Origin of the sequence: Pseudoduganella flava (genome assembly GCF_007830495.1) — a bacterium.
Lineage (GTDB): Bacteria > Pseudomonadota > Gammaproteobacteria > Burkholderiales > Burkholderiaceae_D > Rugamonas > Rugamonas flava.
Genome location: NZ_VLKW01000002.1, coordinates 700,647 through 726,213, shown reverse-complemented (window position 1 = coordinate 726,213; position 25,567 = coordinate 700,647). Strand labels below are relative to the sequence as shown.

Annotated in this window: 16 protein-coding genes and 1 pseudogene; 7 read left to right on the top strand and 10 right to left on the bottom strand. The window is 68.8% G+C overall.

The window, feature by feature from the left end; translation table 11 throughout:
- Positions 1–107 precede the first annotated feature (107 nt).
- The 3 genes from IP92_RS07450 to IP92_RS07440 all read left to right on the top strand — a co-directional run bounded on the left by IP92_RS07450 (position 108) and on the right by IP92_RS07440 (position 3,073).
- Positions 108–587, top strand: coding sequence for a hypothetical protein (locus IP92_RS07450; RefSeq protein ID WP_145873884.1), 480 nt, complete (start codon positions 108–110; stop codon positions 585–587).
- A gap of 491 nt (positions 588–1,078) precedes the next feature.
- A complete protein-coding gene (locus tag IP92_RS07445) occupies positions 1,079–2,224 on the top strand; it encodes a hypothetical protein (RefSeq protein WP_145873883.1) in 1,146 nt (381 codons plus the stop codon).
- Positions 2,225–2,236: 12 nt separating this feature from the next.
- Positions 2,237–3,073, top strand: a complete 837-nt coding sequence (locus IP92_RS07440; protein ID WP_145873882.1) for a hypothetical protein — start codon at positions 2,237–2,239, stop codon at positions 3,071–3,073.
- 164 nt (positions 3,074–3,237) lie between these two features.
- Here IP92_RS07440 and IP92_RS30775 read toward each other — a convergent pair.
- Positions 3,238–3,510, bottom strand: a pseudogene (locus tag IP92_RS30775) (glycosyl hydrolase family 18 protein); the annotation flags it as partial.
- Positions 3,511–3,676: 166 nt separating this feature from the next.
- Between IP92_RS30775 and pulA the strand changes: the two are divergent.
- A complete protein-coding gene (pulA, locus tag IP92_RS07435) occupies positions 3,677–6,790 on the top strand; it encodes a pullulanase-type alpha-1,6-glucosidase (protein WP_229418671.1) in 3,114 nt (1,037 codons plus the stop codon).
- A 19-nt stretch (positions 6,791–6,809) separates the two neighbouring features.
- Here pulA and IP92_RS07430 read toward each other — a convergent pair whose 3' ends face one another.
- From IP92_RS07430 to IP92_RS07415, 4 genes are all read right to left on the bottom strand, one after another.
- Complete coding sequence (locus IP92_RS07430) at positions 6,810–7,886, bottom strand: aldo/keto reductase (protein WP_145873880.1); 1,077 nt, start codon at positions 7,884–7,886, stop codon at positions 6,810–6,812.
- Between the two features lie 105 nt (positions 7,887–7,991).
- Positions 7,992–8,627 carry a class I SAM-dependent rRNA methyltransferase gene (locus IP92_RS07425; RefSeq protein WP_145873879.1) on the bottom strand — a complete coding sequence of 212 codons (636 nt, stop codon included), beginning with the start codon at positions 8,625–8,627 and terminating at the stop codon, positions 7,992–7,994.
- Between the two features lie 458 nt (positions 8,628–9,085).
- A complete protein-coding gene (locus IP92_RS07420) occupies positions 9,086–9,565 on the bottom strand; it encodes a hypothetical protein (protein ID WP_145873878.1) in 480 nt (159 codons plus the stop codon).
- Positions 9,566–10,519: 954 nt separating this feature from the next.
- Positions 10,520–13,087 (bottom strand): excinuclease ABC subunit UvrA, encoded by a 2,568-nt coding sequence (locus IP92_RS07415; RefSeq protein WP_199271889.1) that lies wholly within the window; start codon positions 13,085–13,087, stop codon positions 10,520–10,522.
- Between the two features lie 169 nt (positions 13,088–13,256).
- Here IP92_RS07415 and IP92_RS07410 point away from each other — a divergent pair, with 169 nt between their 5' ends.
- The 3 genes from IP92_RS07410 (at position 13,257) to IP92_RS07400 (ending at position 16,260) form a co-directional block, all read left to right on the top strand.
- A complete protein-coding gene (locus IP92_RS07410) occupies positions 13,257–14,123 on the top strand; it encodes a MipA/OmpV family protein (protein WP_145873876.1) in 867 nt (288 codons plus the stop codon).
- Between the two features lie 260 nt (positions 14,124–14,383).
- Positions 14,384–15,832, top strand: coding sequence for a UbiA family prenyltransferase (locus IP92_RS07405; RefSeq protein WP_145873875.1), 1,449 nt, complete (start codon positions 14,384–14,386; stop codon positions 15,830–15,832).
- A 2-nt stretch (positions 15,833–15,834) separates the two neighbouring features.
- Positions 15,835–16,260, top strand: a complete 426-nt coding sequence (locus IP92_RS07400; protein WP_199271890.1) for a GtrA family protein — start codon at positions 15,835–15,837, stop codon at positions 16,258–16,260.
- A gap of 45 nt (positions 16,261–16,305) precedes the next feature.
- Here the strand turns inward: IP92_RS07400 and IP92_RS07395 are convergent, their stop codons facing one another.
- From IP92_RS07395 to IP92_RS07375, 5 genes are read right to left on the bottom strand one after another with little or no spacing between them, the layout of a single operon-like run.
- Entirely contained in the window at positions 16,306–17,622 is a 1,317-nt protein-coding gene (locus IP92_RS07395) for a DUF6519 domain-containing protein (RefSeq protein WP_145873874.1), read from the bottom strand.
- Positions 17,619–19,826 carry a hypothetical protein gene (locus IP92_RS07390; protein ID WP_145873873.1) on the bottom strand — a complete coding sequence of 736 codons (2,208 nt, stop codon included), beginning with the start codon at positions 19,824–19,826 and terminating at the stop codon, positions 17,619–17,621. The genes IP92_RS07395 and IP92_RS07390 overlap by 4 nt, the downstream gene beginning before the upstream one ends.
- Positions 19,823–22,720, bottom strand: a complete 2,898-nt coding sequence (locus IP92_RS07385) for a putative baseplate assembly protein (RefSeq protein ID WP_145873872.1) — start codon at positions 22,718–22,720, stop codon at positions 19,823–19,825. Before IP92_RS07385 ends, IP92_RS07390 begins: the two co-directional genes overlap by 4 nt.
- Positions 22,720–25,215 carry a putative baseplate assembly protein gene (locus IP92_RS07380; RefSeq protein WP_145873871.1) on the bottom strand — a complete coding sequence of 832 codons (2,496 nt, stop codon included), beginning with the start codon at positions 25,213–25,215 and terminating at the stop codon, positions 22,720–22,722. The genes IP92_RS07385 and IP92_RS07380 overlap by 1 nt, the downstream gene beginning before the upstream one ends.
- On the bottom strand, positions 25,212–25,565 hold the full coding sequence (locus IP92_RS07375) for a GPW/gp25 family protein (RefSeq protein WP_145873870.1): 354 nt from the start codon (positions 25,563–25,565) through the stop codon (positions 25,212–25,214). The genes IP92_RS07380 and IP92_RS07375 overlap by 4 nt, the downstream gene beginning before the upstream one ends.
- Positions 25,566–25,567: the final 2 nt, after the last annotated feature.

Here is a 25,567-nt window from a genome sequence, read left to right as displayed (position 1 = left end):
ACATCGCCTCGACCTTATTTGATCTACTTCTAATTCAGGAGAATCTAAACCAACCTTATTCCAGAGGCCCGGTCCAACGTATTAGAACGTTTAAAAAGGAGCCGACCATGGAATACATACCAACGAAACCGGTGAATCTCCCCCTCGCTGAGTTCATGGCGCTGGAATTCTATTTGATGGACAGCCGGCCAGGTGTCAAGCCTGAGCTGTTCGTGGCTGAACTGGTAAAACGATGGCTGGCTGTCGAGAATGAGCGCCTGGCACTGCGGCGGGACGGGCCAGCCCTGCGCGGCTTCCAATGGAAAAATCTCTTCCTGCCGGAAGGTACCAATCTACGGACGAGCTATGGCGATGAAGTCGTGTTCGCCAAGGTGCGCGCCGATCGCATCCTGTCCGATGACGGCGCTGCGCTGACGCCATCGCAATTTGCCAACCAGCGCGCGAAGGGGCGCAATGCGTGGCGCTTCGTCTGGCTGCGCTTTCCCGGCAACGAGCGCTGGGTGCGCGCCGACGACTGCCGGGTGCGGCCGCATCGCGGTGGAGATCGGCACGCTTCGCCCGATGACATCCGCAGCGGTTCTGGATGACCGGGCCGACAGCCCCTTCTCGAATTGCCGCCGGCCCGTCGCGGTGCGCGATGCGATCGCGGCCCCATGCGGACCTGGGTACGCGGCGCTGCGACGGTCGCACGACGGCCGCCTCGGCGCGTGTGATCCGCAATGTCTCCACGCGGCCGAACCAGCGGCGTCCAGGCACCGGCACGCGTGTCTCCCTTCCTGCCCGCCATGCACTGCAGCGCTGCGCGAACGCCTGGAACAAACTTGACGCAAGTGCCGAAAGAAGACTGGGCGCCACATCAATCCGAGAAGAACCTTTTTGACGAGGGGCTACCTCTCGACACCCGCCACTTTCACCATTCAGCTGTCGCAAATCTTTACAGCACCTCTCACCGCCCCCGCTAGCCGCTTGATTTTCCTCGCTTTGCGCGCGCGGCATATTCCTTGCTCACAATAGACGTGTCCGCCAGCCCGGCGACGGCACGCCGCCGGTCCACCACCCCGCTTGATCCGAGGATGCCATGGCCCTACTCTCCGATTTCCCGCAGGCGCAAGCCGTCACGGGATCCTTCCACCGTTTGCTGGGCGGCGTCGCCATCGCGGCGCTGCTGACCGGCTGCGCCACGTCGAAGCACTTCAACAACGCGTTGACGGAGCCGGCCAAGGCCAGCACCAAGGCCGCCGAGGTGGTCGCCTCCGCAGCCAACGACGTGCTGCGTGCAAACGCGCTCGGACTCGTCGACACGCCGCCCGCCGATCCCACGGAACTCGTGTGCGCCACGCAGGAAGGCTTGCGTGCGGCAACCAGCAACCTGGGGCAGTTCGGCGATGCGCTGGAGACCGTCGGCAAGGTCGCGGAAAAGCCGGACAACGTCAGCTTCGCCGGCTACATCCACCAGATCCGTAAAAACAAGGAAGCGATCGCCGCGGCCGGCGATGCGCCTGAAGTGGAGCGGCAACTCGCGGAAAAAAAGCGCGTCGCCGACTACAACCGCTGCAAGCTGTTGCTGGCTGCGGACTGGAGTGCAAACGGTAAGCTGTCCACGGATAGCGCGATGCAATTGCACGGCATCGCGCCCACGCTGGGCATGGTGCTGGCCTTCCGCGACATCGCGCAGACATTGCTGAAATACGGCGAGGCGGCGCAGCGCGAGGAAGCCGTCAAGGCCACCGTGGCCCAGTTGCTGCCGCAGCTGGAGGAAGCCGTGCATAGGCTGGCCGCGCCCGTCGACCCGACGCGGTTCGGCAGCCGGGTCGTGTATGCCGCTCCCGCCGCCGGCGCGGCCGCGCCGGCGCAGGCGATGAACCAGTCGAACCTGGGTGCGGCGCTGTCGATCCAGCGCTGGATGACGGCGATGCAGGTCAGGGCCACTTGGGACAGCCTGGCGGCCTGCCGCGCCGGTGCCGGCGCGCAGTCCTGCCTGGGCAACGCGGATGCGCGCGCGAATGCGGCGGACTTCGCCGCGCAGGTGGCCAACTACCGGAACCTGGCGAAGCTCGACGACCGCGTGATCCTGCAAGGGCTGGAAGACGCCGTCAAGAAGGCACGCGCGGCCAGCGAACGGCATGCGTCGCTTGGCGACGTGATCGATGCGCTGTCGACGGTCGGCGACGCTGTCGGGGAGATCGGTGACGGCGTCGATGCCCTGAAAGCGGCCCGCAACTGAGCGGAGGACACGATGCAACCGATCGCTCTCTCGCCGCGCGGCGTGGACATTCCGATGGCGGAACTGGCCAAGGTCGCCGCCGCCCTCACCCGCCAGCTGATGGGCGACCTGCAGCGCTGCTGGGGCGTGGCCGGCGTCGTCAGCCCGTTCGCCGATGCTGCCGAAGCGCCCGGCGGTGCATGGCAGATTCTCGTCGTGCCGGACGCCGCCGGGCGTGGCGGCATGCACTCCGTGCCGCAGCACATCGACGAACCCGTCATCGCGATCGTGCAGTACCAGCCGAACACGATGTGGTCGCTGGCCGCCAGCCACGAAGCGATCGAGATGCTGCTGGACCCGCTGGGCGCGAGCTTTCGCGACGGCCCCGATCCGCGCGGCAGCGGCAAGCGCGTGCGGTTCCTGATGGAGGTGTGCGACCCGTGCCAGAGCTTCGGCTGCGCGTATGCGCTGGACGGTGTGTGGGTGTCCGACTTCGTGCTGCCGTCGTTCTACCAGGTTTCCGGCGGCACGGCGCCGTACACGCTGAAGAACAACGTGCTGTCGCCGCTGTCCGTCACGGCGGACGGCGTGCTGTCCTGGCAGGAGCCGGACAGCGGCGACTGGCACCAGCTGGACGCCGCCGGCTTCAAGGGCCCGGTGCACCAGTCCGACGTGCTGGGGGCGCTGGCCGGCATCAACTGGCGCGGCGCGTTCGACCGGCGCAGCGGCGACTATCCCGGCCACCTCGTCACCGATGCCGAGCTGCGCAAGCACAAGGCCCGTATCGCCGCGGTGGCGAAGCGGGAGCGCGCCGCCGAGGCGAAACGCCAGGCGGCGCTGGAGAAGTTCTGCAAGGCGAACGGCTTGTAGCAGTGGCGCGCCGTCAGCGGCCCTGCACCTGCACCTCCTTCACGGCCCCGCTCCACGACGACGCACCGGTGCGCCCTGACACCCGCACGCCGCGCACGCCGGCGATCGCGCGTCGTGTCGCCGCCGCTGCCGCCCAGGCCCGCGATCACCGCGTTCCACGCTTGCTGCCCGGTGCTGTAGTCGTAGTTGTAGGTCGGCAAGCCTTGCAGGACCTTCTCCGGCGCGACGCGCGACACGGCATAGCTCAGCTTTGTCTTCATCCAATCCAGCCCCGCCTGCGGGCCGGGCCACGTGCCGCAGCCCGATGACGACCAGCCGGGGCCGGCCTCGTCGTACGTCATCACCTGGAAGTAGTCGACGGCCGCGCCCAGCGCCGCGTAGTCGTAGCCGTCCAGGTACTCGGGCGCATGGTCGCCGCTTTTCGTGGGAACGCTGATGAGCGCCTACTGTAGTGAAAATAAAACAACCAGTGCAAAGACGTGCTTTCCTTGCAATCGATGAGTAGTAATATTACAGCCGCAGCGGGGTGCGACTTGGCGCGCCCATGATAACGCTGCGCAACGATAATAAAGACAAGGAGACCTTATGCTCATCGGAAGTAGTTTGACTTCACGATTGGCCGCGTTGCTGGCTTGCGCCAGTCTGCTGGCGGCCTGTGGCGGCGATGGCGGTGACGCGCTGCAGGCGTCCGCCGCACCCGTCCGGCTGGCCAGCGCCGTCCACTCGGCCGCCGCGGTTGCCCCCGGCACCATCCGCATGCACTTCCACCGCATCCAGGGCGACGAAGCCCAGTGGGGCGTGTATTCGTGGGACGGCCCGCTGCAGCCCAGCCCTGCCTGGATCACAGGCCGCTTCATGTTCACCCGCAGCGACGCGTTCGGAGGCTATGTCGACATCCCGCTTGCCGCGGGCAAGAGCGCCATCTGGTTCCTTGTCACGGATGGCAACGGCACGAAGAACTGCTCGGCGGACCAGCACGCGGACCTGAACGCCGACGTGATGACGGCCGGCCAGGAAGTGTGGATGCTGGAAGGCGACTGCACCGTCTACGCCTCAGAACCCGCCCTCACCTACGGCAACCTCGGCAGCGCGAATGCGCACTGGCTGTCCGCCACGACGCTGGCCTGGCCGGGCGCGCCCGCGACGGGCACCTACAAGCTGTATTACGCGGCGAACGGCGGCATGACCGCGTCGCCGGATGCGACCACGGGGCTGGCCGGCGCCGACGGCAGCCTGAATCTGCAGGTGGCAGCGCTGCCGGACGCGATGCGCCAGAAGTACCCCCACCTGGCCGGCGCAACGGGCTTGCGCCTCGCCGAGACGGAGCTTGCCAACGTGGGCCGCTTCAATACGTTACGGGTGGCCAGCGCCCAGTTCGCGATCGCCCAATACGGCGCCGACGGCAAGCTGGTGCAGGTCACGTCGCTGCAGCAGGCCGGCATGCTCGACGACGTCTTCGCGACGCACGCGGCCAACACGCCGCTGGGCCTGACGTTCGACGGCCGCGGCGTGCCGACGTTCCGCGTGTGGGCGCCGACGGCGAAGTCGGTGCGGCTCGACGTGTACCCGAACGCCACGGCCGCCGCCACGGCCACAGTGCCGATGACGCGCGACGCGGCCAGCGGCGTGTGGTCCTATACGGCGCCGGACGCTTCCTGGACCAACAGCGCCTATTACACGTACACGGTGCAGGTGCTGTCGCGCTGGGCGAACAACACGGTCGTGACGAACACGGTGACCGATCCGTATTCCGTCAGCGTGTCGGCCAACAGCACGCGCAGCCTCGTCGCGAACCTGGACAGCCCGCGCCTGAAGCCTGCCGGCTGGGACGAGCAGCGAATTCCCCGCCTGGATGCACCGACCGACATCGTGCTGTACGAGCTGCACGTGCGCGATTTCTCGGCGCTTGATACCACCGTGCCGGCCGCGCATCGCGGCAAGTACCTGGCCTTCACGGACGGCGACGCGGCGCCGATGCGGCACCTGAAATCGCTGCAGAAGGCGGGCCTGACGCACGTGCACCTGCTGCCCAGCTTCGACTTCGCCAGCGTGAACGAAGCGGGCTGCGTGACGCCGGCCATCCCGAACGGGGCCGCCAACGCCACCACGCAGCAGGCCGCGGTGGCGGCGACGGCCGACACGGATTGCTTCAACTGGGGCTACGACCCGGTGCACTACAACACGCCCGAGGGCAGCTACGCCACCGACACGAACGACGGCGCGGCCCGCGTGCGCGAGTTCCGCGCGATGGTGCAGGCGCTGCACGAGGCGGGACTGCGTGTGACGATGGACGTCGTCTACAACCACACGAGCCAGTCGCAGCAAGGCCCGCTGTCGGTGCTGGACCGCATCGTGCCCACGTATTACTACCGGCTGGGTGCAGGCGGCAACATCCTGAACGACAGCTGCTGCGCCGACACGGCGCAGGAAAACGCGATGATGGCCAAGCTAATGACGGATTCGGTGGCGCTGTGGGCGAAGCAGTACAAGATCGACAGCTTCCGCTTCGACATCATGGGCTTCACGCCGCTCGACCTGATGAAGCGCCTGCAGGCCGCCGCCGACCAGGCCGCGGGTCGCCCGGTCTACCTGTACGGCGAGGCATGGAACTTCGGCGCCGTCGGCAACGATGCCCGCTTCGTGCAGGCGCGCCAGGCGAATATGTTCGGCACCGGCATCGGCTCGTTCAACGACCGCATCCGCGACACGGTGCGCGGCGGCGGCTGCTGCGACACGGGCACTGCGCTCGTCACCCAGCAGGGCTTCGCGAACGGCGTGTGGTTCGACCCGAACGGCCAGTCGACGCAGACGCGCGACGATGCGCTGCGCCTGGCGGACCTGGTGCGGGTGGCGCTGTCCGGCACGCTGCGCGACTACCGCTTCACGGACCGTTCCGGCGCCGTGCGCAGCAATGCCGACATCGACTACTTCGGCCAGCGTGCCGGCTTTGCGGGCAGCCCGGCGGAGACCATCAACTACATCGAGGCGCACGACAACCAGACGCTGTTCGACGTCAACGCGCTGAAACTCCCGCAAGCGACACCGCTGGCCGAACGGGTGCGCGTGCAGACGCTGGGCGCGGCCATCAACATGCTGGCGCAAGGCGTGCCGTTCTTCCATGCGGGCCAGGAAATCCTGCGCTCGAAATCGCTGGACCGCGACAGCTACAACGCGGGCGACTGGTTCAACCGCCTCGACTACGGCTACACGTCGAACAACTTCGGCGTCGGCCTGCCGATGGCCGGCGTCAACGAGGGCAGCTGGTCCGTGATGTCACCCGTGCTGGCCAATCCGCTGATCGCGCCCGACACGCGGGCGATCCTGGCCGCCAAGGCCGGGTTCGAGGAACTGCTGGCGATCCGCAAGGACAGCACGCTGTTCCGCCTGCGCACGGCGCAGGACGTGATCGACCGGCTGAAGTTCCACAACACCGGGCCGGACCAGGTGCCCGGCATCGTGGCGATGAGCATTTCGGGCAGCGCACCGTCTCCCTACCCGGGCGCGCAGTACAAGCAGGTCGTCGTCGTGTTCAACGTCGACAAGGTGGCGAAGTCGGTGGCGCTGCCCGCGCTGAAGGGCAGCAAGCTGCAGTTGCACCGCATCCAGCGCAACGGCAGCGACAGCGTGGTGAAGGCATCCACCTACGATGCCGCCACCGGCAGCTTCACGATACCGGGGCGGACCACGGCGGTGTTCGTGCAGCACGCGAACGACTGATCTACCGGCGGCCGGGGCATCAAGCCCCGGTGCGCCGTGCCACCGTGCTGCCGCCGAAGATCAGCTGCTGTACCATCGGCTGCGCGACGAAGCGCTGCGGGAAGATCGGTGCCTGGCGGCTGACGGCATCCAGCCGGGCGATGTGCTCCTCGTCCAGCCGCAGGTCGAGCGCGCCCAGGTTGTCCAGCGCCTGCTCCAGCGTGCGTGCCCCGAGCACAGGCGCGGTGACGGCCGGGTTCAGCAGCGTCCATGCCAGGGCAACTTGCGACGGGCTGGCGCCGATCTGCGCGGCGATGGCCGCCACCTCGTCCGCCACGGCCAGCGCCGCCTCGGTGAGGAGGCCCGACGATGCGATGACGCCCGCGCGCGTCGCCGCCACGTTGCGGTCGCCCTGCGTCTGGAGGTCGGCCCTGCTGTACTTGCCGGACAAGATGCCTCCGCCCAGTGGCGACCACGGCATCACCCCAAGCCCCAGCTCGCGCGCCATCGGCAGCAGCTCGTGCTCGACGCTGCGTTCGACGAGGTTGTACTCGATCTGCAGCGCGACGAGGCGCGACCAGCCGCGCAGCTCGGCCATCGTCTGCAGTTGCGCCACGCGCCATGCGGGGGTATTGCAGATGCCCAGGTACAGCACCTTGCCGGCGCGGACCAGGTCGTCCAGCGCGCGCAGCACTTCGTCCGGCGGCGTCGTGTCGTCCCACGCGTGCAGGTGCAGCAGCTCGATGCGGTCCGTGTTCAACTGCCGCAGGCTCGTCTCGACGGAGCGCACGAGGTTCATCCGGTGGTTGCCGCCGGCGTTCGGATCGTCCGGCTGGCGCGCCATCGTGTACTTGGTGGACAGCACGATGCGATCGCGCCGCCCTTCCATCAGCTTGCCGACGATCCGCTCCGACGCGCCGTTCGTGTAGTTGACGGAGGTGTCGACGAAATTGCCGCCTCGCTCGACGTACGCGTCGAAGATGCGGCGCGCTTCCGCCTCGTCCGCGCCCCAGCCCCAGTCCTTGCCGAAGGTCATCGTGCCCAGTGCCAAGGGCGACACGCGCAGGCCGGAACGGCCCAGCAGGCGGTAATGGTTCAGTGCCAGTGGTGTGCTCATTTGTGTTCCTCGTCGAAGTGGTGAAAGACGAGGTACATTCTGAGCGCCGCCGCGCGGCCGGCGATAGACGGATAGTCCGCGGCGATTGCCTGATCGTCCGCCGCGTCAGCGCGGGTACACGAACCCGGTGCGGATATCCATCGGCACCAGCCGCCCGTCCTGCCGCACCATCAGCCGCTCGGGCGGTTCGTCGCCGGCCAGCACGCGCCGGGTGATCGGCAGTCCCTCGCCCTTGCGGATCAGCGGGTCGCACCGTTCGTAGATGTTCGGGCAGCCCGTTTCCTTCAGCAGCGCCTGCACGACCGCCACCTTCCACAGGTCGACGCCCGCCGCGTTGAACTGGCAGACCAGGTAGCCGGCGGTGCCGCCGTAGCTGTGCACCAGCAGGCCCGGCAACGCATCCTGCTCGCCATCGACCAGCAAGGTCAACGCGTCCGGATCGGCCGCACGCAGCGCGTCGGCGCGCCGCGCCACGGCGGCCTGCACGCGCCGCTTCATCATCGCGTGATCGACCGGCTCGTCCTCGCGCAGCGTCCAGACGCGGGCGACGATCTGCGACTTCGCGTTGTAGGCCGCGCGGGCCAGGAAGCGGCGCGCCGACGACTGCACGATCGCCGTCGCGCCGGCCTTGTTGCGCTCCTGCGGCTTGCCGTCGACCTTCTCGACGGCGGAGGCATAAATCCATGGGTCGCCGGCCAGCAGGCCGTGTTCCTTACCCTGTTTGAGCGTGATGGTGAGCATGGGGGCTTTTCGGTTCGAGGATCGGATCCGGACAGTTGTCGTCAGGGCTGCGGCAGAGCGGACGCCGTCGCGGGAGCGAGATGATACAGCAAACGACACGTGCCCTGTGCAGAGCTGGCCATGGAGCAAGCGCAAACGGCGGAGAGAACTCATGCGCAAGAAAGGACGGGTAAATAAGGTTTTTCACGGGTTGGTGTGACGCACAAGCTCCTTTCGGCACTTGCGTCAAGTTTGTTCCACGCGTTCGCGCAGCGCTGCCGTGCATGGCGGGCAGGAAGGAGACACGCGCGCCGGTGGCTGGACGCCGCCGTTTCGGCCGCGTGGAGAGATTGCGGATCGCACGCGCTAAAGGCGGCCGTCGTGCGATCGTCCAAGCGCTGCCCCCGCTGGCCGCTTGAGGCCGCGATCGCATCGCGCACCGCGACCGGCTGCGGCTTCGGGAAGGGCTTTCGGTCCAGTCAACCCGAACCGCTGCGGATGTGATCGGGCGAAGCGTGACGATCTCCCACGCGGTGCGGCCGCACCCTGCAGTCGTCAGCGCGCACCCAGCGCTCGTTGCCGGGAAAGCGCAGCCAGACGAAGCGCCACGCATTGCGCCCCTTCGCACGCTGGTTGGCAAATTGCGATGGCGTCAGCACAGCGCCGTCATCGGCCAGGATGCGGTCGCCGCGCACCTTGGCGAATACGACGTCATCGCCATAGCTCGTCCTTAGATTGGTACCTTCCGGCAGGAAGAGCTTTTTCCATTGGAAGCCGCGCAGGGCTGGCCCGTCCCGCCGCAGTGCCAGGCGCTCATTCTCGACAGCCAGCCATCGTTTAACCAGTTCAGTCACGAACAGCTCAGGCTTGACACCCGGCCGGTTGTCCATCAAATAGAATTCCAGCGCCATGAACTCAGCGAGGGGAAGATTCACCGGTTTCGTTGGTATGTATTCCATGGTCGGCTCCGATTTAAACGATCTAATACATTGGACCGGTCCTCCGAAATAAGGTTGGTTTAGATTCGCCTGAGTTAGAAATAGATCAAATAAGGTCGCGACGATATTTTTATAGTGCAAATCAGGCGCTTCATCCTTGAGAACAGTGCGGACTAGACTCATTCGGCTTGGATTAGCGCCGTTTAGACATTCGCACTTCGGACGCGCTTCCTCCGCGCCGGCTTCGAGGGGTTGAATATTCCGGGCGACATGGTCGATCGATTGGCGGATTTCCTACTTAGTCGCGCGCTCCCACCAGCATGTTGTTCGCGCGCCGCTCCGCCCACGATTTCACCAGCCCGTGGGGTACCCGCCGGCGCCTCAATGGCCAGATTTCTCCAATATGTGCCAGCAGAGTCTAATCCACTCTACCGGCTGGGATGGCGCGCCTAAAGAGGTCTACAAAAAACCGGTATTGATCCGTTTTGATCCAATTCCAAAGCCAGAAAATCTAAAACAGCCGCGTCTTCAGCGTGCGGCCTTATCTTTTAGATGGGTTTAAAGTGGAGACCCCGCGATACGCCGCCGGCCGGCGCGCAATGCCACGTCACCGCATGCCCTTGGGGCTGCCTCCACGCGGCCGCACAAGCAGCGTCCAGCGACCGTCACGCGTGTCTCCTTCTTGCCAGCCATGCACGCTGGCGCGCCCCAGGCGCTTGCAACAATCGCGCACGGTGCGGGGCATCGGTAAGGAAACCGGCCTCGCCATTAATCGGTGGAGAACGCAAAAGCAAGCCTTCATGCGAAGCTAGCGACAATAACGCTGTTGGGGCAACCCATGACCCCTGACGAAGGGGTCGAATGGCTCAGCAAATCCGCTCGTGAGCTGATGTCCATCGAGGATGAGCATGGCGGAGCAATCCACGGCAGCAACCCGGCAGATGACAGACCAGGCGCGAGCTGATATCCCAGGCATCAGACCATGACAGCCTTCAAATAAGGCGCCGTCCGGCTCTCCTTGCTGGCCGCCACCTCCTCCGGCGGCCCGGCCGCAACGACGGTGCCGCCCGCTTCGCCGGCGCCCGGCCCGATATCGACGACCCAGTCGCAGGCCGCCGCCACGCGCATCGTGTGTTCGACCATGATGACGGAGTTGCCCGCATCGACCAGGCGGTTCAGCTGGGCCACCAGCCGGTCCGTATCGAACGGGTGCAGGCCGGTGGTCGGTTCGTCCAGCACGTACAGCGCGCCGCCCCGCGTGGCCCGCTGCAGTTCGGTGGCCAGCTTGATGCGCTGTGCCTCGCCGCCGGACAGTTCGGTGGCGCTCTGCCCCAGCCGCAGGTAACCGAGGCCCACTTCGCGCAGCACTTGCAGCGGCCGCACCACCGCTTCCTCGTCCGCGAAGAACGCGTGGGCCTCGTCGACGGTCATGCCCAGCACGTCGGCGATGTTGCGGTCCTTATACGTGATCTTCAGCGTGTCGGCGTTGTAGCGCGCGCCGTTGCAGGTGGGGCATGGCGCGTAGACGCTGGGCAGGAACAGCAGTTCGACCATCACGAAGCCTTCGCCGGCGCAGTGGGCGCAGCGGCCCTTGGCGACGTTGAACGAGAATCTTCCTGCGTCGTAGCGGTGCTTGCGGGCCGCCGGCGTGGCGGCGAACAGCTTGCGCACCGCGTCGAACAGCCCCGTGTAGGTGGCAAGGTTCGAGCGCGGCGTGCGGCCGATCGGCTTCTGGTCCACCCGCACCAGGCGGCGCACGCCTTCGATGCCGCCGGCGATGCGGCCCGCCGTGTCTTCCTCCACCACGTCGTCCAGTTGCGGCTCCAGGCCCTCGTCATCGGCCGGCTCGTCCGCCGTATGGCCGAGCGCCGTGCCGACGAGGTCCACCAGCACCTGGCTGACCAGGGTCGACTTGCCCGAGCCGGACACCCCGGTCACGCAGCACATCACGCCCAGCGGGAAGGCGACCGCCAGGTCGTGCAGGTTGTTGCGGGTGACGCCTTCCAGCCGCAGCCAGCCGGCGGGTTCGCGACGCTCGCGTGCCGGCGGCGTCACCTCGTCGAACAGGTAGCGCCGCGTGTGCGACGCCGCCACGTTGCGCAAGCCGTCCGGCGGACCGCTGTACAAAATCGCGCCGCCGCCCTCGCCCGCCAGCGGGCCCACGTCGACGATCCAGTCGGCGCGCCGGATCACGTCCAGCGCATGCTCGACAACGAACAGCGAATTGCCCGCCGCCTTCAGCTGCGCCAGCGCGGCCAGCAGCGCTTCCGTATCGGCCGGGTGCAGGCCGGCCGACGGTTCGTCCAGCACGTAGACGACGCCGAACAGGCTCGATCGCACGGCCGTCGCCAGCCGCAGGCGCTGCAGCTCGCCCGGCGACAACGTCGGCGTGCTGCGCTCCAGCGCCAGGTAGCCCAGGCCCAGCGCCAGCATCGTATCGAGCCGCGCGCACAGGTCGGCGGCGATGCGGCGCGTGACGATCAGCTGCTCCGCAGGCTTGTCCTTCTTTGCCTTGCCGGCCGGCTGGCTGCCGTCCGCATAGGGCCGCAGCAGGCCGGCCAGGCGCTCGATCGGCAGGCGCGACAACGTCATGATGTCCATGCCGGCAAACGTGACGGACAGCGCTTCCTGGCGCAGCCGGCGGCCCCGGCACATGGGGCATTCCGTGCTGACCATGTAGCGCGCCACGCGCTTCTTCATCGCCGCGCTTTCCGTGTTGGCAAAGGTCTGCAGCACGTACCGGCGCGCGCTGGTGAACGTGCCCTGGTAGCTGGGCGTTTCCTTGCGCTTCAATGCGCGGCGCGTTTCCTCCGGCGTCAGGCCCGCGTAGACGGGTACCGTCGGCGTCTCTTCCGTGTACAGGATCCAGTCGCGGTCCTTCCTCGGCAGCTCGCGCCATGGCGTGTCGACGTCGTAGCCCATCGTCACGAGGATGTCGCGCAGGTTCTGGCCGTGCCATGCCGGCGGCCACGCGGCCACGGCGCGCTCGCGGATCGTCAGGCTGTCGTCCGGCACCATTGATGCCTCGGTGGCTTCGTAGACGCGGCCCAGGCCCGAGCATTGCGGGCAGGCGCCTTCCGCGGTGTTCGGCGAAAACGACTCGGCATACAGCAACTGCTGGCCGGCCGGATAGTCGCCGGCGCGCGAATACAGCATGCGCAGCGAATTGGACAGCGTGCTGACGCTGCCCACCGACGAGCGGGCGGTCGGCGTGCCGCGCTGCTGCTGCAACGCGACGGCGGGCGGCAGGCCGTCGATCTCGTCCACCTCCGGCACCGGCATCTGGTGGAACAGCCGGCGCGCGTATGGCGATACGGATTCCAGGTAGCGCCGCTGCGCCTCGGCATACAACGTGCCGAAGGCCAGCGACGACTTGCCCGACCCGGAAACGCCCGTGAACACCACCAGCGCATCGCGCGGCAGTTCCACGTTGACGTTCTTCAGGTTGTGCTCGCGGGCGCCGCGCACGCGCACACAGGCGTGCGGGCCGGGCGCGCCGTCGTTGGGGGATGGTTGATGGTCGGGTTCCTGCTTGCGGCGCATCGGCGCTCCGTGAGTCGAAGTGTGTGGATAGTTCGGTAATGGCTCCATTGCAACGCAATGCGGCGTGCCGCGCCGTGCGCTGGCGCACCGAGCCGCCCGTTTGGCGGCGGCATGGCGTACGCCGCGTTATGGTATCGTGCCCATCGTTCCCTTGCCGAGCACTCACAGCATGCGCCTCCCGCCCCTGCCATCCTCCTTCTCCGCACTCATCAAGGCGGGCCTCTGTTCTTGCGTCGCGTTCGCCGCGCAGGCCGCCGAGCCGCCAGAACCGGCCCGCGAGCCGTCCTTGCCGCTGTGGGAAGTCGGCCTGCTGGGCGCCGCGGCGGCCACGCCGGCCTACCCCGGCGCGGACGACCGCTCGTCCCGCGCGCTGGTGTTGCCGCTGGTGATCTATCGCGGCAAGATCGTCCGTGCCGACCGCTCCGGCGTCAACGCCCGCCTGATCAACAGCGACCGGGTCGAACTCGATCTCGGCTTCGCGCTGTCGCTGCCGGCCCGCTCCGACGACGTGGCGGCACGCCGCGGCATGCCGGACCTGAACTCGCTGCTGGAGTTCGGCCCGCGCCTGAAGGTCCTGCTGGCCAGGCCGTCGGCCACCAGCCAGGTCAGGCTGGAGCTGCCTGTGCGCGTGCCGGTGGAGCTGGGCAACGGCTTTCGCCGCCACGGCCTGGTGGCGGAGCCGCGCGTGCTGGTCGAGACAGGCGACGGCAACGGCACGTGGTACGCGGACGCCAGCGTGGGTGCCGTGTTCGGCAATGCGGACCTGAACGCGTATTTCTACGACGTGGCGCCGCAATACGCCACGGCCGCACGCCCCGCCTACCAGGCGTCGGGCGGCCTGATGATGACGCGCCTGGGCGTGAGCCTGTCGCGCCGCGTGTCGCCGGACTGGCGCGTGTTCGGCTTTACCCGCTACGACAATCTCAGCCATGCGGCGAACCGGGACAGCCCGCTGTTCCGCAAGCGCAGCGGCTTCTCCGTCGGCGGCGGCTTCACGTGGACGATCCACCGGTCCGCCGCCCGCGCCTGGGAATAGGCGCGCACAGCCTTTCCACGCGTTTTCCGACCTGGCGCGCGCAGCGCCTTCCTCAGCGCCCCCGTGTTTCGCGGCGGCGGTTGACACGCCTCACATTACGCATGCCGGCCGCATGAGAAGCTGCCCCTCACGGGTCCTGTTGCGCGATTTCCCGGCCCAACAGTCCCGCGCAACGGCCGCGGCCCTGCTTCCCTCCACCGTCTTGCCGCACTGCCCGCCGGCCGCCATCGATACCAGCCCATACTGCCTACGGCCCTAAAATGGATGCGCTCGTCAAAACGCCCGCGGTCATCGCCGTGGATCTCGACGGCACGCTGACGCCGACGGACACGCTGCATGAAGCCGCGCTCTGCCTGCTGCGCGACAGTCCTTTAAACTTGCTGGCGCTGCCTTTCTGGCTGATGCGTGGCAAGGCCGCGCTGAAGGCGCAGGTCGCCGCCCGCGCCGCGCTGGACGTGACCGTCCTCCCCTACAACCTGCCGCTGATCGCCTGGTTGAAGGACCAGCGCGCGGCCGGTGCGAAGATCGTGCTGTCCACCGCCAGCGACCGGCGCGTGGCCCAGGCGATCGCCGACCATCTCGGCGTGTTCGACGACGTCATCGCCAGCGACGGCACGACGAACAATGCCGGCCCCAACAAGCGCGCCGCGCTGGATGCGCGGTATGGCGAGGGAGGGTATGACTACGCCGGCAACTCCACGTCGGACATGCCAGTGTGGGCCGGGGCGCGCCAGGCGATCGTCGTCAACGCCAGCGCCGCGCTGGCCCGGCGCGCGGCCGGCGTGACCACTGTCGCCAAGGTGTTCCCTGGGCACGCGATCACGCCCCGGCAGTGGCGCAAGCTGTTCCGGGTCCACCAGTGGCTGAAGAACCTGCTGCAGTTCGTTCCCCTGCTGGCCGCGCACGAAGCCGGCAACCTGCACGCGCTGGCGACGCTGCTCCTGGCGTTCGTGGCGTTCAGCCTGTGCGCTTCCGCCGTGTACATGACGAACGACCTGCTGGACCTGGAGAGCGACCGCCGGCACCCCAGCAAGCGTCATCGTCCGTTTGCCAGCGCAGCCGTGCCGATCAAGCTCGGCGTGACGCTCGCGCCCGTGTGCGCCGTCGCCAGCCTGGGCCTGGGGCTGCTGGTCGGGCGCACGTTCACGGTATGGCTGGTGTTTTATTTCCTGTTAACGTGTGCCTACTCGCTGCGCCTGAAGCGGCTGGCATTGATCGATTGCCTGACGCTGGCCGCGCTGTACACGCTGCGCATCATCGCCGGCGCCGCGGCGGTGGCCATCACGTTGTCGTTCTGGCTGCTGGCGTTCTCGGTATTCATCTTCCTCTCGCTGGCGTTCGTCAAGCGCTATGCGGAGCTGCAGTTGCTGGCGGGCGCCGGCAACGATCATGCGCACGGCCGCGGCTATCTGGTCGCGGACGCGCCGGTGGTGCAGGCGCTGGGGATTGCCGCCGGCTATGCGGCCGTGCTGGTGCTGGCCCTGTACCTGCACGGCGAGACCGTCGTCACGCTGTATGCGCAGCCGGAACTGATCTGGTTCGCCGTGCCGCTGATGCTGTTCTGGGTCAGCTGGGTCTGGATGAAGGCGCATCGCGGCGAAATGCACGACGACCCGATCGTCTTCGCGCTGAAGGACAGGGCAAGCCTGGTGATCGCCCAGCTGGTCGCGCTCTGCTTCCTGCTCGCCAACCAGGGCCTGGGAGGTTGACAGTGAAGCGCGCGGCCGGCATCGCCGTGATGTATTCACTGTTCGCGACGCTGGGCGCGGCAACCAATCTTGGCGTGCAGATGCTGTTCATCCAGGCCTACACGGGGCCATACGGCGTGGAGTTGTCCATCGCCGCCGGCACGGCGGCTGCCTTGCCGCTGCGCTACCTGCTGGAAAAGCGGTATGTCTTTTCATTCCAGAGCAAAAACATGGCGCACGACGGCAAGCTGTTCGCGCTGTACAGCTTCATGGGCGTGTTCACGACCGCCCTGTTCTGGAGCGTCGAGTATGGCTTCCACCTGCTGTTCGACACGGCAACCGCGCGCTACGCCGGCGGCATCATCGGCCTGGTCCTGGGCTTCTGCGCGAAGTACCAGCTGGACAAGAAATACGTCTTCGTCGCCGCCGCGCGGAAGGCAGCCGATTGATGCCGGCTGGCCCTGCAGCCGGCGCAAGCACCGCCAGGCCGCGCGCTACGGGCACTGCGCCAGCCCACCAACGGGTACGGTGCAGCGGCAGTTGGTCAGCCCCCAGGCACGGTTGCTCCACGCCAGCACCCCCAGCAGGCCGTAGTGGTGCACGACGCCGTGCGGCTCCTGCCCCGCCGGCAGCACCACGCCGTTAACGGTGGCCCTCGGCCATTCGACGTCGCCGGTGGCCGTGCGGGCCGGGATCAGCCAGTAGTCGCCAGTACGATACTGGCCGCCCGGCTCGAAGCGGATCGTCACGCCATCCTCCAGCATGAACGCGTTCTGGCCGGGCGCCGTCGATTCCTTGACGGCGATGACGCCATGGTCGTTGGCGCCCTTGCGCTGGTCCCAGCGCCGCAGCACGCGGCCGGGCGCGCTGGCGGCACGGTCACCCAGCGTGCCGGACAACGTCACCGTCATCTGTTCCTCGTCGACGGCCATCACGCGCAGCAGGCCGTCGTGGCGCTCCTGGTACAGGTAGGGATCATCCACCAGCTCCACCCAATCGCCTTCGGTCAGGCCGCTGCGCTCGTCGCGGCCCAGGTGGGCCAGCGTGACGGTCGACCCGGTAACCGCCAGCACGGGGAACACGACCGAGCCGTTGTCGCGCGACCATTTGAACGTCGGCGCATTGCTGGCCGTGTCCAGCGCACCCGGATCGTGGATCTCCACCCGGTACAGCTGGTTCTCCGCCCCCCGGTACGACGAGTCCGGGGAGATCTCGCACGGCGCGTCGGCGGCATCGTCGACCGCCCATGCGTACAGCACCGGCAGCGTGCGCAGCAGGTCTTCCCGCAGGCGCACGCGCGCATCGCTGCAGGCGATCACGCGGCCCGCGCCCGTGGCGTCCGGCGGCACCGGCAGCAGGCGCACCTGCCACACCACTTGCGCGCGCGCCGCCGTATCGGCGCCGCCCAATGCCACCTCGCGCAGGCGCTCGTCCTCGGCGGCCGTGACGAGCCGCTCCCACGCGTCGATGTAGACGAGGTAGGGCGTGTCGGTATTCCAGTTCCGGTCCGCCTCGCGCACACCCGGCTGCGCCAGGAAGGAGAGGTCCTCGACCAGGTCGCAGGCAATGCCGTCGACATAGAACCGCCCCGGGCCGATCGTGAAGTCGTTGTCGCCGATCGTCAGCTGGAAGCCATTGCCGACCGCCCAGGCGGGGCCCACCAGGTCCATCGCCAGGCTGCGCAGCTGGTGCAGCATCAGCGCCCCCTGCTCGTTCCAGTCGGCGTCCAGTTGTACCCGGCCTTGCTGCATCAGCACCCGGCTGTAGTGCCTGGACCGGTCGAACGTATCGCGGGTGAAGTCGCCTTTCATGCTGATGTCTCCTGGTTGGCGTAAAGGATGCCGGCTTCCATCGCTGCCGGACTGTATTCGTGCAGGCGGGCGCGCAGGTTGGCGTCGCGCTGCGGCTGGTAGAGATCGTGGAAGGCGCCCATCTCGGACGTGTCGTCGGCGCCGCGCCGGATCTCGTCGGCGCATGCCCCGTGCAGCTGGCAGTAGCCGGGCGTGCCGTAGCGCAGGCTCGTGAAGCGGGGCCGCACGCGGGCCGTTTCCAGCTCGCGCAGTTCGGCGTCACCGCCGCTGGCCTGGCGCACCAGATCCGGCTGGCACTGGGAGCGGCGCGGTGTGCGCGACTCCACCGACACATAGCTGAACCGCACGCAGCCCACCTGGCGCCGGCCCGCTCGCACCATGTCCAGCAGCAGCGCATTCTCGGCCAGGTCGATCGCGTGCACGAGCACCTGGCCGATCACCGTGCAGCGCGCGATGCGCAGCCGCGCGAAGGCTAGCGCCTGGTCGCCCGAGCCGATCGCGAGGCGCTCGTGCGACGTCGCATCGACGATGCTGTCGCGGATGGCGATGGCGATCGGATCCTGTTCCACCTCGTTCGCCACCACGACGATGGCGCCGACGATGCTGTGCTCGACCACGAGGCTGGCGCGCGTATGCAGCAGTTCGATGCTGGGCTTGGCGGGCTGGCGCGGCCGGCAATCGCCGTGGATGCCCCAGCCGGGCACCAGGGTGCAATGGCGAATGCGCACGTCGCACAGCTCGGCGGGCGCGCGGCCGCCCTCCTCCGGCTCCGGCCCGGCGATGCGCACGCCGCGGCCCGTCACCAGCAGGCCGTCCAGCGTGAAGCGGCTGGCCGCGCCTCCTTCGATGGTGAGCCCATCGACACCGTCGACGATCTGGTCGAGCAGGCGCAGCACGGGCCGGCAGCGGCTGGCGGCGCGCAATTGCAGGCTTTCGCCGGGCGCGAGGCGGATCGCCAGCGCTTCCGTGTACACGCGGCTGTCGGTGATCTCGATGACCGCGGCCAGGACTTCGCGCTGCTGCTTCTGGACGTCCCACGCCGCCAGCGCCGCATTGATCGTCGCGAATTCCTCTTCCCTCCCCACGCGCAGCAGCAGCGCCCCTGCCGGTTCGCTGGTAGCCCGGGCATACTCGCCGCCACCCATGTCGGCGCTGAAGCCGTAGTGGTAGCTGACCGTGACGCCGTGGCGCGGCGCGCCCCGTTCGGGAAACGCGATGCGCCCCCGCACCGGATCGACGGCCACCTTGCCGCGGGGGACCTTGTACCGCTCCCAGTCCCGCAGGTCGGCAGGAATGATCAGGTGCGCCGGAATCGGCTGGGCCGCGCCGCGCGTGGGCCAGTCCGGCGCCGCGATCGCGAACGACAGGCCCTCCCCGTACAGCGGACCGACACCGTCGGCACCCAGCCAGCGGCGGCGGATCGGTTGCGGCAGGTTGATCGGCTGGGCGATATCGGTGGGATCGTCCTCGCGGCGCGGATCGATGAACAGCGGGGAGTCGTTACCCAGCACGCTGAAACTGAAGCAGCGCGAGCCCAGCCCTTCCTGGCAATAGGCCGGCGTGTGCGTGACGGAGTAGGCGCGCAGCCTGAACACGAACAGCCCCACCGACGGGATGTTGTAGCGGCCCGCGCCGCGCCGCGAGGCCACCCGGCGCACGTCCACCGTGTGCGCCAGCCGGTCGAACGGCCCATCGAGTGCATCGAGCGCGCGGCCGTCGCGCAGGTCGACGGTGCGGCCGCGCCGCGGGTGCTGGTGGTCCAGGTGCTGGGTCCATGCCAGCAAGCGGTGAAATTCCACGGCGCGCGCCGGCCAGCCGGCCACCTGCGCGGCGAGCACCTCCAGCAGGGCCAGCGTGCCCTTGCGCCGGCGCCAGGCCAGCGTATCGGCCACCTCGCCGCGCGGGATCAGCACGCGCAGGCGCGCTGCATCCAAGCCCCGTCTATCTTGGCCCGCCCCGCCGCCCGGTGCCCCCGCTTCGGCCAGCGGACGGTAGCCGATCAGGTCGCCGATGTACGGCACGGCCCAGTCGTCGCACGTCTCGATGAAGCTGTTGTCGTACAGGCGGGCGATATCGTCTTCCAGCACCTGCACCTGCGCGCCGATCACGTCCAGCAGCGCGCGCAGCGGGAAGCCCTGCTGCTCGTCGCGCTGGCGGTGGATCGCGGGCAGCAGCGCATACAGGCGTTCGGCGGCGGTACTCATGGCAGCAGCTCCAGTATCACGGTGTCCGGGACCTTCGGGGTCAGGTAGGCGATCTGCGCGGGCTCGACCCGGTTGATGCCGGCCGGCGTGGCCGGCGTCAGCCCTGCCACCAGTTCGCCCTGCGTGTACGTGCGCACCTGCACGAGCGCGTACGCGACGCCGCGCACCTGCTGGATCGTCGCGACGATCGCGCTGTCCACCACGCCCTGGCCGATCTTGCGCCGCTCGAAGCCGTGCGCGTCGTACAGGGCGGCGCGGATGCGCGGCGCCACGTCCTCCCACGCGTAATCGGGCTGCAGCGCGACCCGCGCGCGCACCGTCAGCGCCAGCGCTTCACACAGCTGCAGGCGCAGCGGCAGTTGCGGATCGCCGAGCCGCCGCAGCGCCGCCAGCAGGTTGCGGAACAGGTCGGAATTGGGGTCGACCGGCTGGTCGTCGATGCCGGCGATCGTGACGACCACCGCCGCCCTGCCGGCGCTGCGCTGCTGCGTGGCGGTGGCCTTGCCGATGCCGGCGAAGGCCCGCGCGAAGTCGGCATAATCGCGCACCGAGACGAGCCGGCCGAGCGTCATCACGGCCAGGGGGGCGTTGCGCCGCGCCTGTTCCAGCCGGTCCGGATCGGCGCCGCCGGAGGCGCGCAGCGGATTGACCACGCCGGCCACGCCCAGCGGCTTGTCGGTGGCCAGCGTGATCTGCCCGGCGCCCACATTGCCGCTCACGCCGATGCCGCTGCGGTACACGGCGCGGATATTGTCGGCGCCGCCGGGCGGGCGCTGGCCGTGCATGCCGTCGCCGAAGACGACGCTGGTCTGCTCGGCATCGTTGCGCCGCGTGACGTAGGCGCGCGCATCCTGCCCGTCCGCCACCAGCGCCACGTGTTCATGCCACAGCAGGCCGTTGACGCGCACGGCCAGCGTGCTGTCGGCCCCCGTCTCGGTGGATGCCGCCACGTGCGTCAGCGGGCCCTGTTTCAGCGCCAGCTGCTGGAAAGCTTTCGTCGGGTCGCCGCCGCCCAGCACCTCGTGCCGGGTTTCACCATGCGTCGCACGCACCACATTGGCCTGCAAGGTGACGCTGGCGCGCCGGTAGCGATAGGCGAGCGGTTCGGCCAGCGTGATGAAGGTGTGGATACGTTCTCCCGGCAGCGGCTCGGGCGGCGGCGGCTCCTTGCCGCCGCCCGTGTCGCCCGCCGTCATCCGCACGCCGTTGCGCACCGCGGCCAGCATCACCAGTTCGGTGGCGGCCACGTTGCGCACGTCGCCCATGTCGCTGCGCTCGCCGTTGACGAACAGCCAGCGGCCCGGCTTCAGGCCGTCGTACAGACCATCCAGCTCGATCTCGCCGATTCTGCCGCGTTCGTCCCCCAGCTCCTCCGCCAGCGGTTCCTCGGCCAGCTCCAGCGGCTCGCTCTGCGCATACACGCGCGTGCCGCGCAGCGCCGCCGTGGACTCGAGCACCGACTCCATCCGGTCGCGATCGCCCAGGTCGCGCAGCCATGCCGATTCCACGTCGAGCTGGGTGACTTCCAGCGCGGCGCCGGCCGGGGTGCTCATCGTCGCGGTCCTGACGTTGCCGACCCTGTGCACGGAGACGCCGGCGGGCACGTCCGGCGCGTCGGAAAAGCCGTCGACAAACGGCCGGTCGACGACCACCCAGCTGTCGGCATCGGCCCGCACCGTGTCGTAGACGCGGTCCAGCGCGATGTGCGGCAGGCCGTCGGGACCGTCCCCCGGCAGGTCCGCAAACGGACCCCAGGTATTCGTGATCGTCGGCACCACGTAGTCGGGCGGCTCCAGCACCATGTGGTTTTCCAGGCCGGGCGCCGGCTGGTGCGGTGCGTTGTGGGCAAACAGCGGTGCAGCCACGCGCAGCGCATACACCCGCACCGGCACCGGCTGGGCGACGGGCGCATTGACCAGCGCGTCGTACAGCCGGGCGTCCAGCGCCGGCTGGAAGTTCTTCAGCAGCTGCGGGTAGACGTCGGCGCCGCCGACAAAGGCCTGGGCCGGATCGCGCCGCAGCCGCAGCGCATTGCGCGGTTGCAGGTTCGGCAGGCGGCCCAGCTGCCTGATCAGCGTGTCGATGCTGGTAAAGCTCAGTTGCAGCCATCCCGGCAGCGCCAGGCTCTGCGTGCCGGCTCCGCCGCTCCATGCGCGCAGGCCGATGCGGGTACGCCCGGCCGCCTCGTCCAGCGCCACGCTGCCGACCCGGTAGTAATGAAAGTCGTGCTGGCCGCCCATGCCGAAATCCACCAGCAGCGCATCGTTGACCTTCAGTCGCGTGCTCACGCCCCGCAGGTACAGCGGCTGGTCGACGATGTCGGCCGCGCTGCGCAGTTGCGGCTGCGTCAGGCGAGGCCGGATCGCGTTCCAGCGCGCCCGCGCCTCCAGCGGCTCGGCCGTCTCGAAGGTCTGCATCTGTTCGCCCGGCCCGGGCACGCTCTGGCTGCGGGTACCGACGGGGATCGTCAGCGCGCCGGCGTTCGCGTCGAGCTGATACGCCAGGTAGACGCTGGCGGCCACGCCGGGCCGCAGCCGGTAGCCCGTCAGCCGCGCCAGCTCCAGCACGGAACGGCGCTCGGTGGCCGTGCGCAGATACGCTTCGTTGGCGATGCGTTCGTTGTAGAAGGAGAGAATGTCCGCCGCGACGGCCCACGCATCGAGCAGGGCGATGGACGGATCGCCGCGCTCGCGCGTGTGCAGCTGCCGCAGCGGGCCGGCCTGCTGGCCGGACAGACCTGCCACCATGCGCCCGTAAAAACTCCGGTACGTACCGGCCCGGTAGGCGATGCGGTCCTGACCGGGCGGGTTGTACGCCACCGGCGGCGTCGTCGCCGCGCCGCCGCAGTCAGCACAAGCACAAGCACAGGCGCCGTTGCAATCGCAATCGCTCATCACCGGCCTCCATCCATCGTCAGCAGCAGCTGCCCCTGCTCGGGGAAGTCGCGGTCGTTGTCGAGCTGCGCGATCTCGTGCGGCGCCAGCTTCAGCAAGCCCGCTTCCACCTCGCCGGCCGGCGGCTCGCCGTAGCGGTGCAGCCGCAGCACGCGCACGCTCGCCACGCCGGCCACGGCCTGCACGGCACCCACCAGCGCGGAGAGCGCGACGATGCCGCCAAAGTCCAGGCGATCCGGGTGGAAGAAGCCCAGGCTGCCGTCGGCCAGCCGGCGGTTCGACAGCCGCTCGCGCAGCGCCGCCTGCACGTGGCCGCGCACATAATCCGGCAGCACGCACACATGCAGCTCCAGCATCAAAGGCACGTAGCGCGCGGCCACCACACGCAGGTCGTGGCCCATGCGGCGGTAGCGGTACAGCGCGCCGGCGACGGCACGTCGCAGCGCCGGGCTGGTAATCTCCGTGCCCAGCGGATCGAGCGCCACGACGGCTTCCTGCCAGCTGCCGTTCCAGCGCAGCCGCGCATGGGCGCGGGCGACGCGCGGATCGCGCTGCGCCAGCTCGGCATAATCGGCGGCGGTGACGGCGCGCTGCGCCACGGTGCGAAACGCGTACGGCGCCGCCATCCGGGCCGCGGCCACCGTCTCAGGCGCCATGCCGCCGACGGCCGGCAGCGGGTTGCGCACGGTCAGGCCGCTGCCATCCACCATCTGCTCGCGGTAGACGAGGTAGCGGATCGCCTCCGCCGCCGCATTGCCGGCCGTGCCGCCGCCGACCAGGTACGTCGCCTGGAAGCGCGTGTCGGCAGCAGGCATGCGGCCTGCCTCGCCGTCGCCGAAGCGCAGCCAGGCGACGCCGTCGTCGTCGATCTCGGCCACGAAGTGGCGCTCGTCCGCGCCGCTGTGCAGCAAATCCGGGTAGGCTTGCCACGCCGCGCCGGCGTCGCCACGCTCGACCAACGCGACGCGGGGCCGCGCCTCGGCCGGCTCCTGCAACAGGCTGCGCGCCGCGGGCAGATGCGACCGCGCCGGCACGCTGTGCACCAGCGGCGCGTGTTCCAGCCGGGCGCGGAACGGCAACGCAGGCCGGCGCATGTCGACGATGCTGCCCTCGCAGGCGCATTCGCCGGCATCAAGGCCCGGCTGCACGGGCCCCAGTTCTTCGGCCGCCGGCATGCCATGTTCGACCAGCACGACATTGCCGCGCGCGACGCTGATGCCGTCGACCGGCGAGCAGTCCGGCGCCGCCAGCCGGCCCGACAGGCACAGCGCGAACGGCAGCGCATCTTCCGCGCCCCATTCGATCTCCAGCACCGGCACGCCCAGCAAGCCATCCTCGTCGTGCCGGACGCTGGTGATGCGCACCGCATGGCGGCGGGCGGGATCGGCATCGTACTCGCTGCCGGTCAGTGGTCCCTTCACTTCCTCGAAGATCAGCACATCGCCCCGGTGCAAGGCCAGCACGCGCCGGCCGGGCTGCTCCGGATCTTCATCGCGCAAGGTGGCGCGGCGGCTGCCCGCGGGCAGGCAGCATTCCGTGTCGCCCCATGTGTGGAAGGCGATGCGGCTGTGCGCCGCGACCAGCGCGATGCCGTCGGCGCCAGGCTTCAACATCGGCTGGTAGCCCTGGTGCCGGCCGGCGGGCAGCGCCTGCACCGCATACTCCGGCAGCGCCGGGCCGCCATACTCCACCGTCAACTGCGCCAGCGCGGGCGAGCCCGTGACGAAGTACACGTCCGGCGGCAGCAGCCTGTCGGTGTCGGAGCCCAGCGCCACCCACGCACGCGCATTGCAGCCCTCGTGCAGCTGGTAATCGAGCAGCCGCACGTGGCGCCGCACGGAGATGCGGCGGCGCGCCGTTTCCAGGTACGCTTCCGTGGCCACCGCATCCTGGTAGTAGCTCAGCATGTCGGCCGTATAGGCCAGCAGCTCGACCAGCATGATGCCGACATCCGGCACGTGGCGCTCGCGCCACTCGGGCATCGACAGCGTCAGGCGCTCCAGCAGCAGGCGCCGGAAGCTGTCGTAGTCCTTGGCCAGGTAATCGATGTCCGGCCCCGGCGCCTCCACCGCTGGCACGCAGGGCGCCGGCGCGCAATCGAACGGGTTCGGGCAATCGATTTTGAAGGAAAACGCCAGGCAGGCATAGCGGGGATCGAGCCCCGGCAGCGGGTGCTCCGGGCAGGCGGGATCGACGAGGCACAGGCGGTAAGTGGAGAAATCGCCGTACTTGTCCAGCGTGATGTGCAGGCAGTCGTCGCGTTCGTCGTCATCGTCTTGCGCGCACGCGACGGCCAGCACGCGGATGTCGCGGATGCGCCGGCCTCCTTCGATGCGCACGGCGCGCGGGTCGAGGCCTTGCGGCACCTGGCCGAAGAAGTGCACGCACAGCGACAGCTGGTCCGGCCCCACTTCCAGGAAGTCGATGCCGTTCCAGCGCGGATTGTTGAACAGCGCCTGGCGCCGCTGTTCGTTCCGGCAGCGCAGGTCCATCATGCCACCTCCCGTTCGAACTGCACCGTCTGCGGCGCCGCGCCACGCACCGCATAGCTGAGCGTCACCCGCAGCGTCGCATCCTGCGCCGTGACCTCGAGCGCGCGCACATCGATCACGTCGCCCAGCCATTGCAGCAGCGCCGCCTGCAACGTGAACTGCAGCGTGGCGGCCAGCTCGGGGCTGTTCGGCGCGAACACCATCTGCATCAAGCCGCTGCCGAAGTCGGGCCGGTTGACGCGTTCGCCCGGCTGCGTGAACAGCAGCTGCTCGATCATGTCGCGCACATGATCGTTCGTGTCGGTGCGCGCCGTGATGCCGTCGGCGTAGTGGAAGGGGTAGTCGATGTCCATGC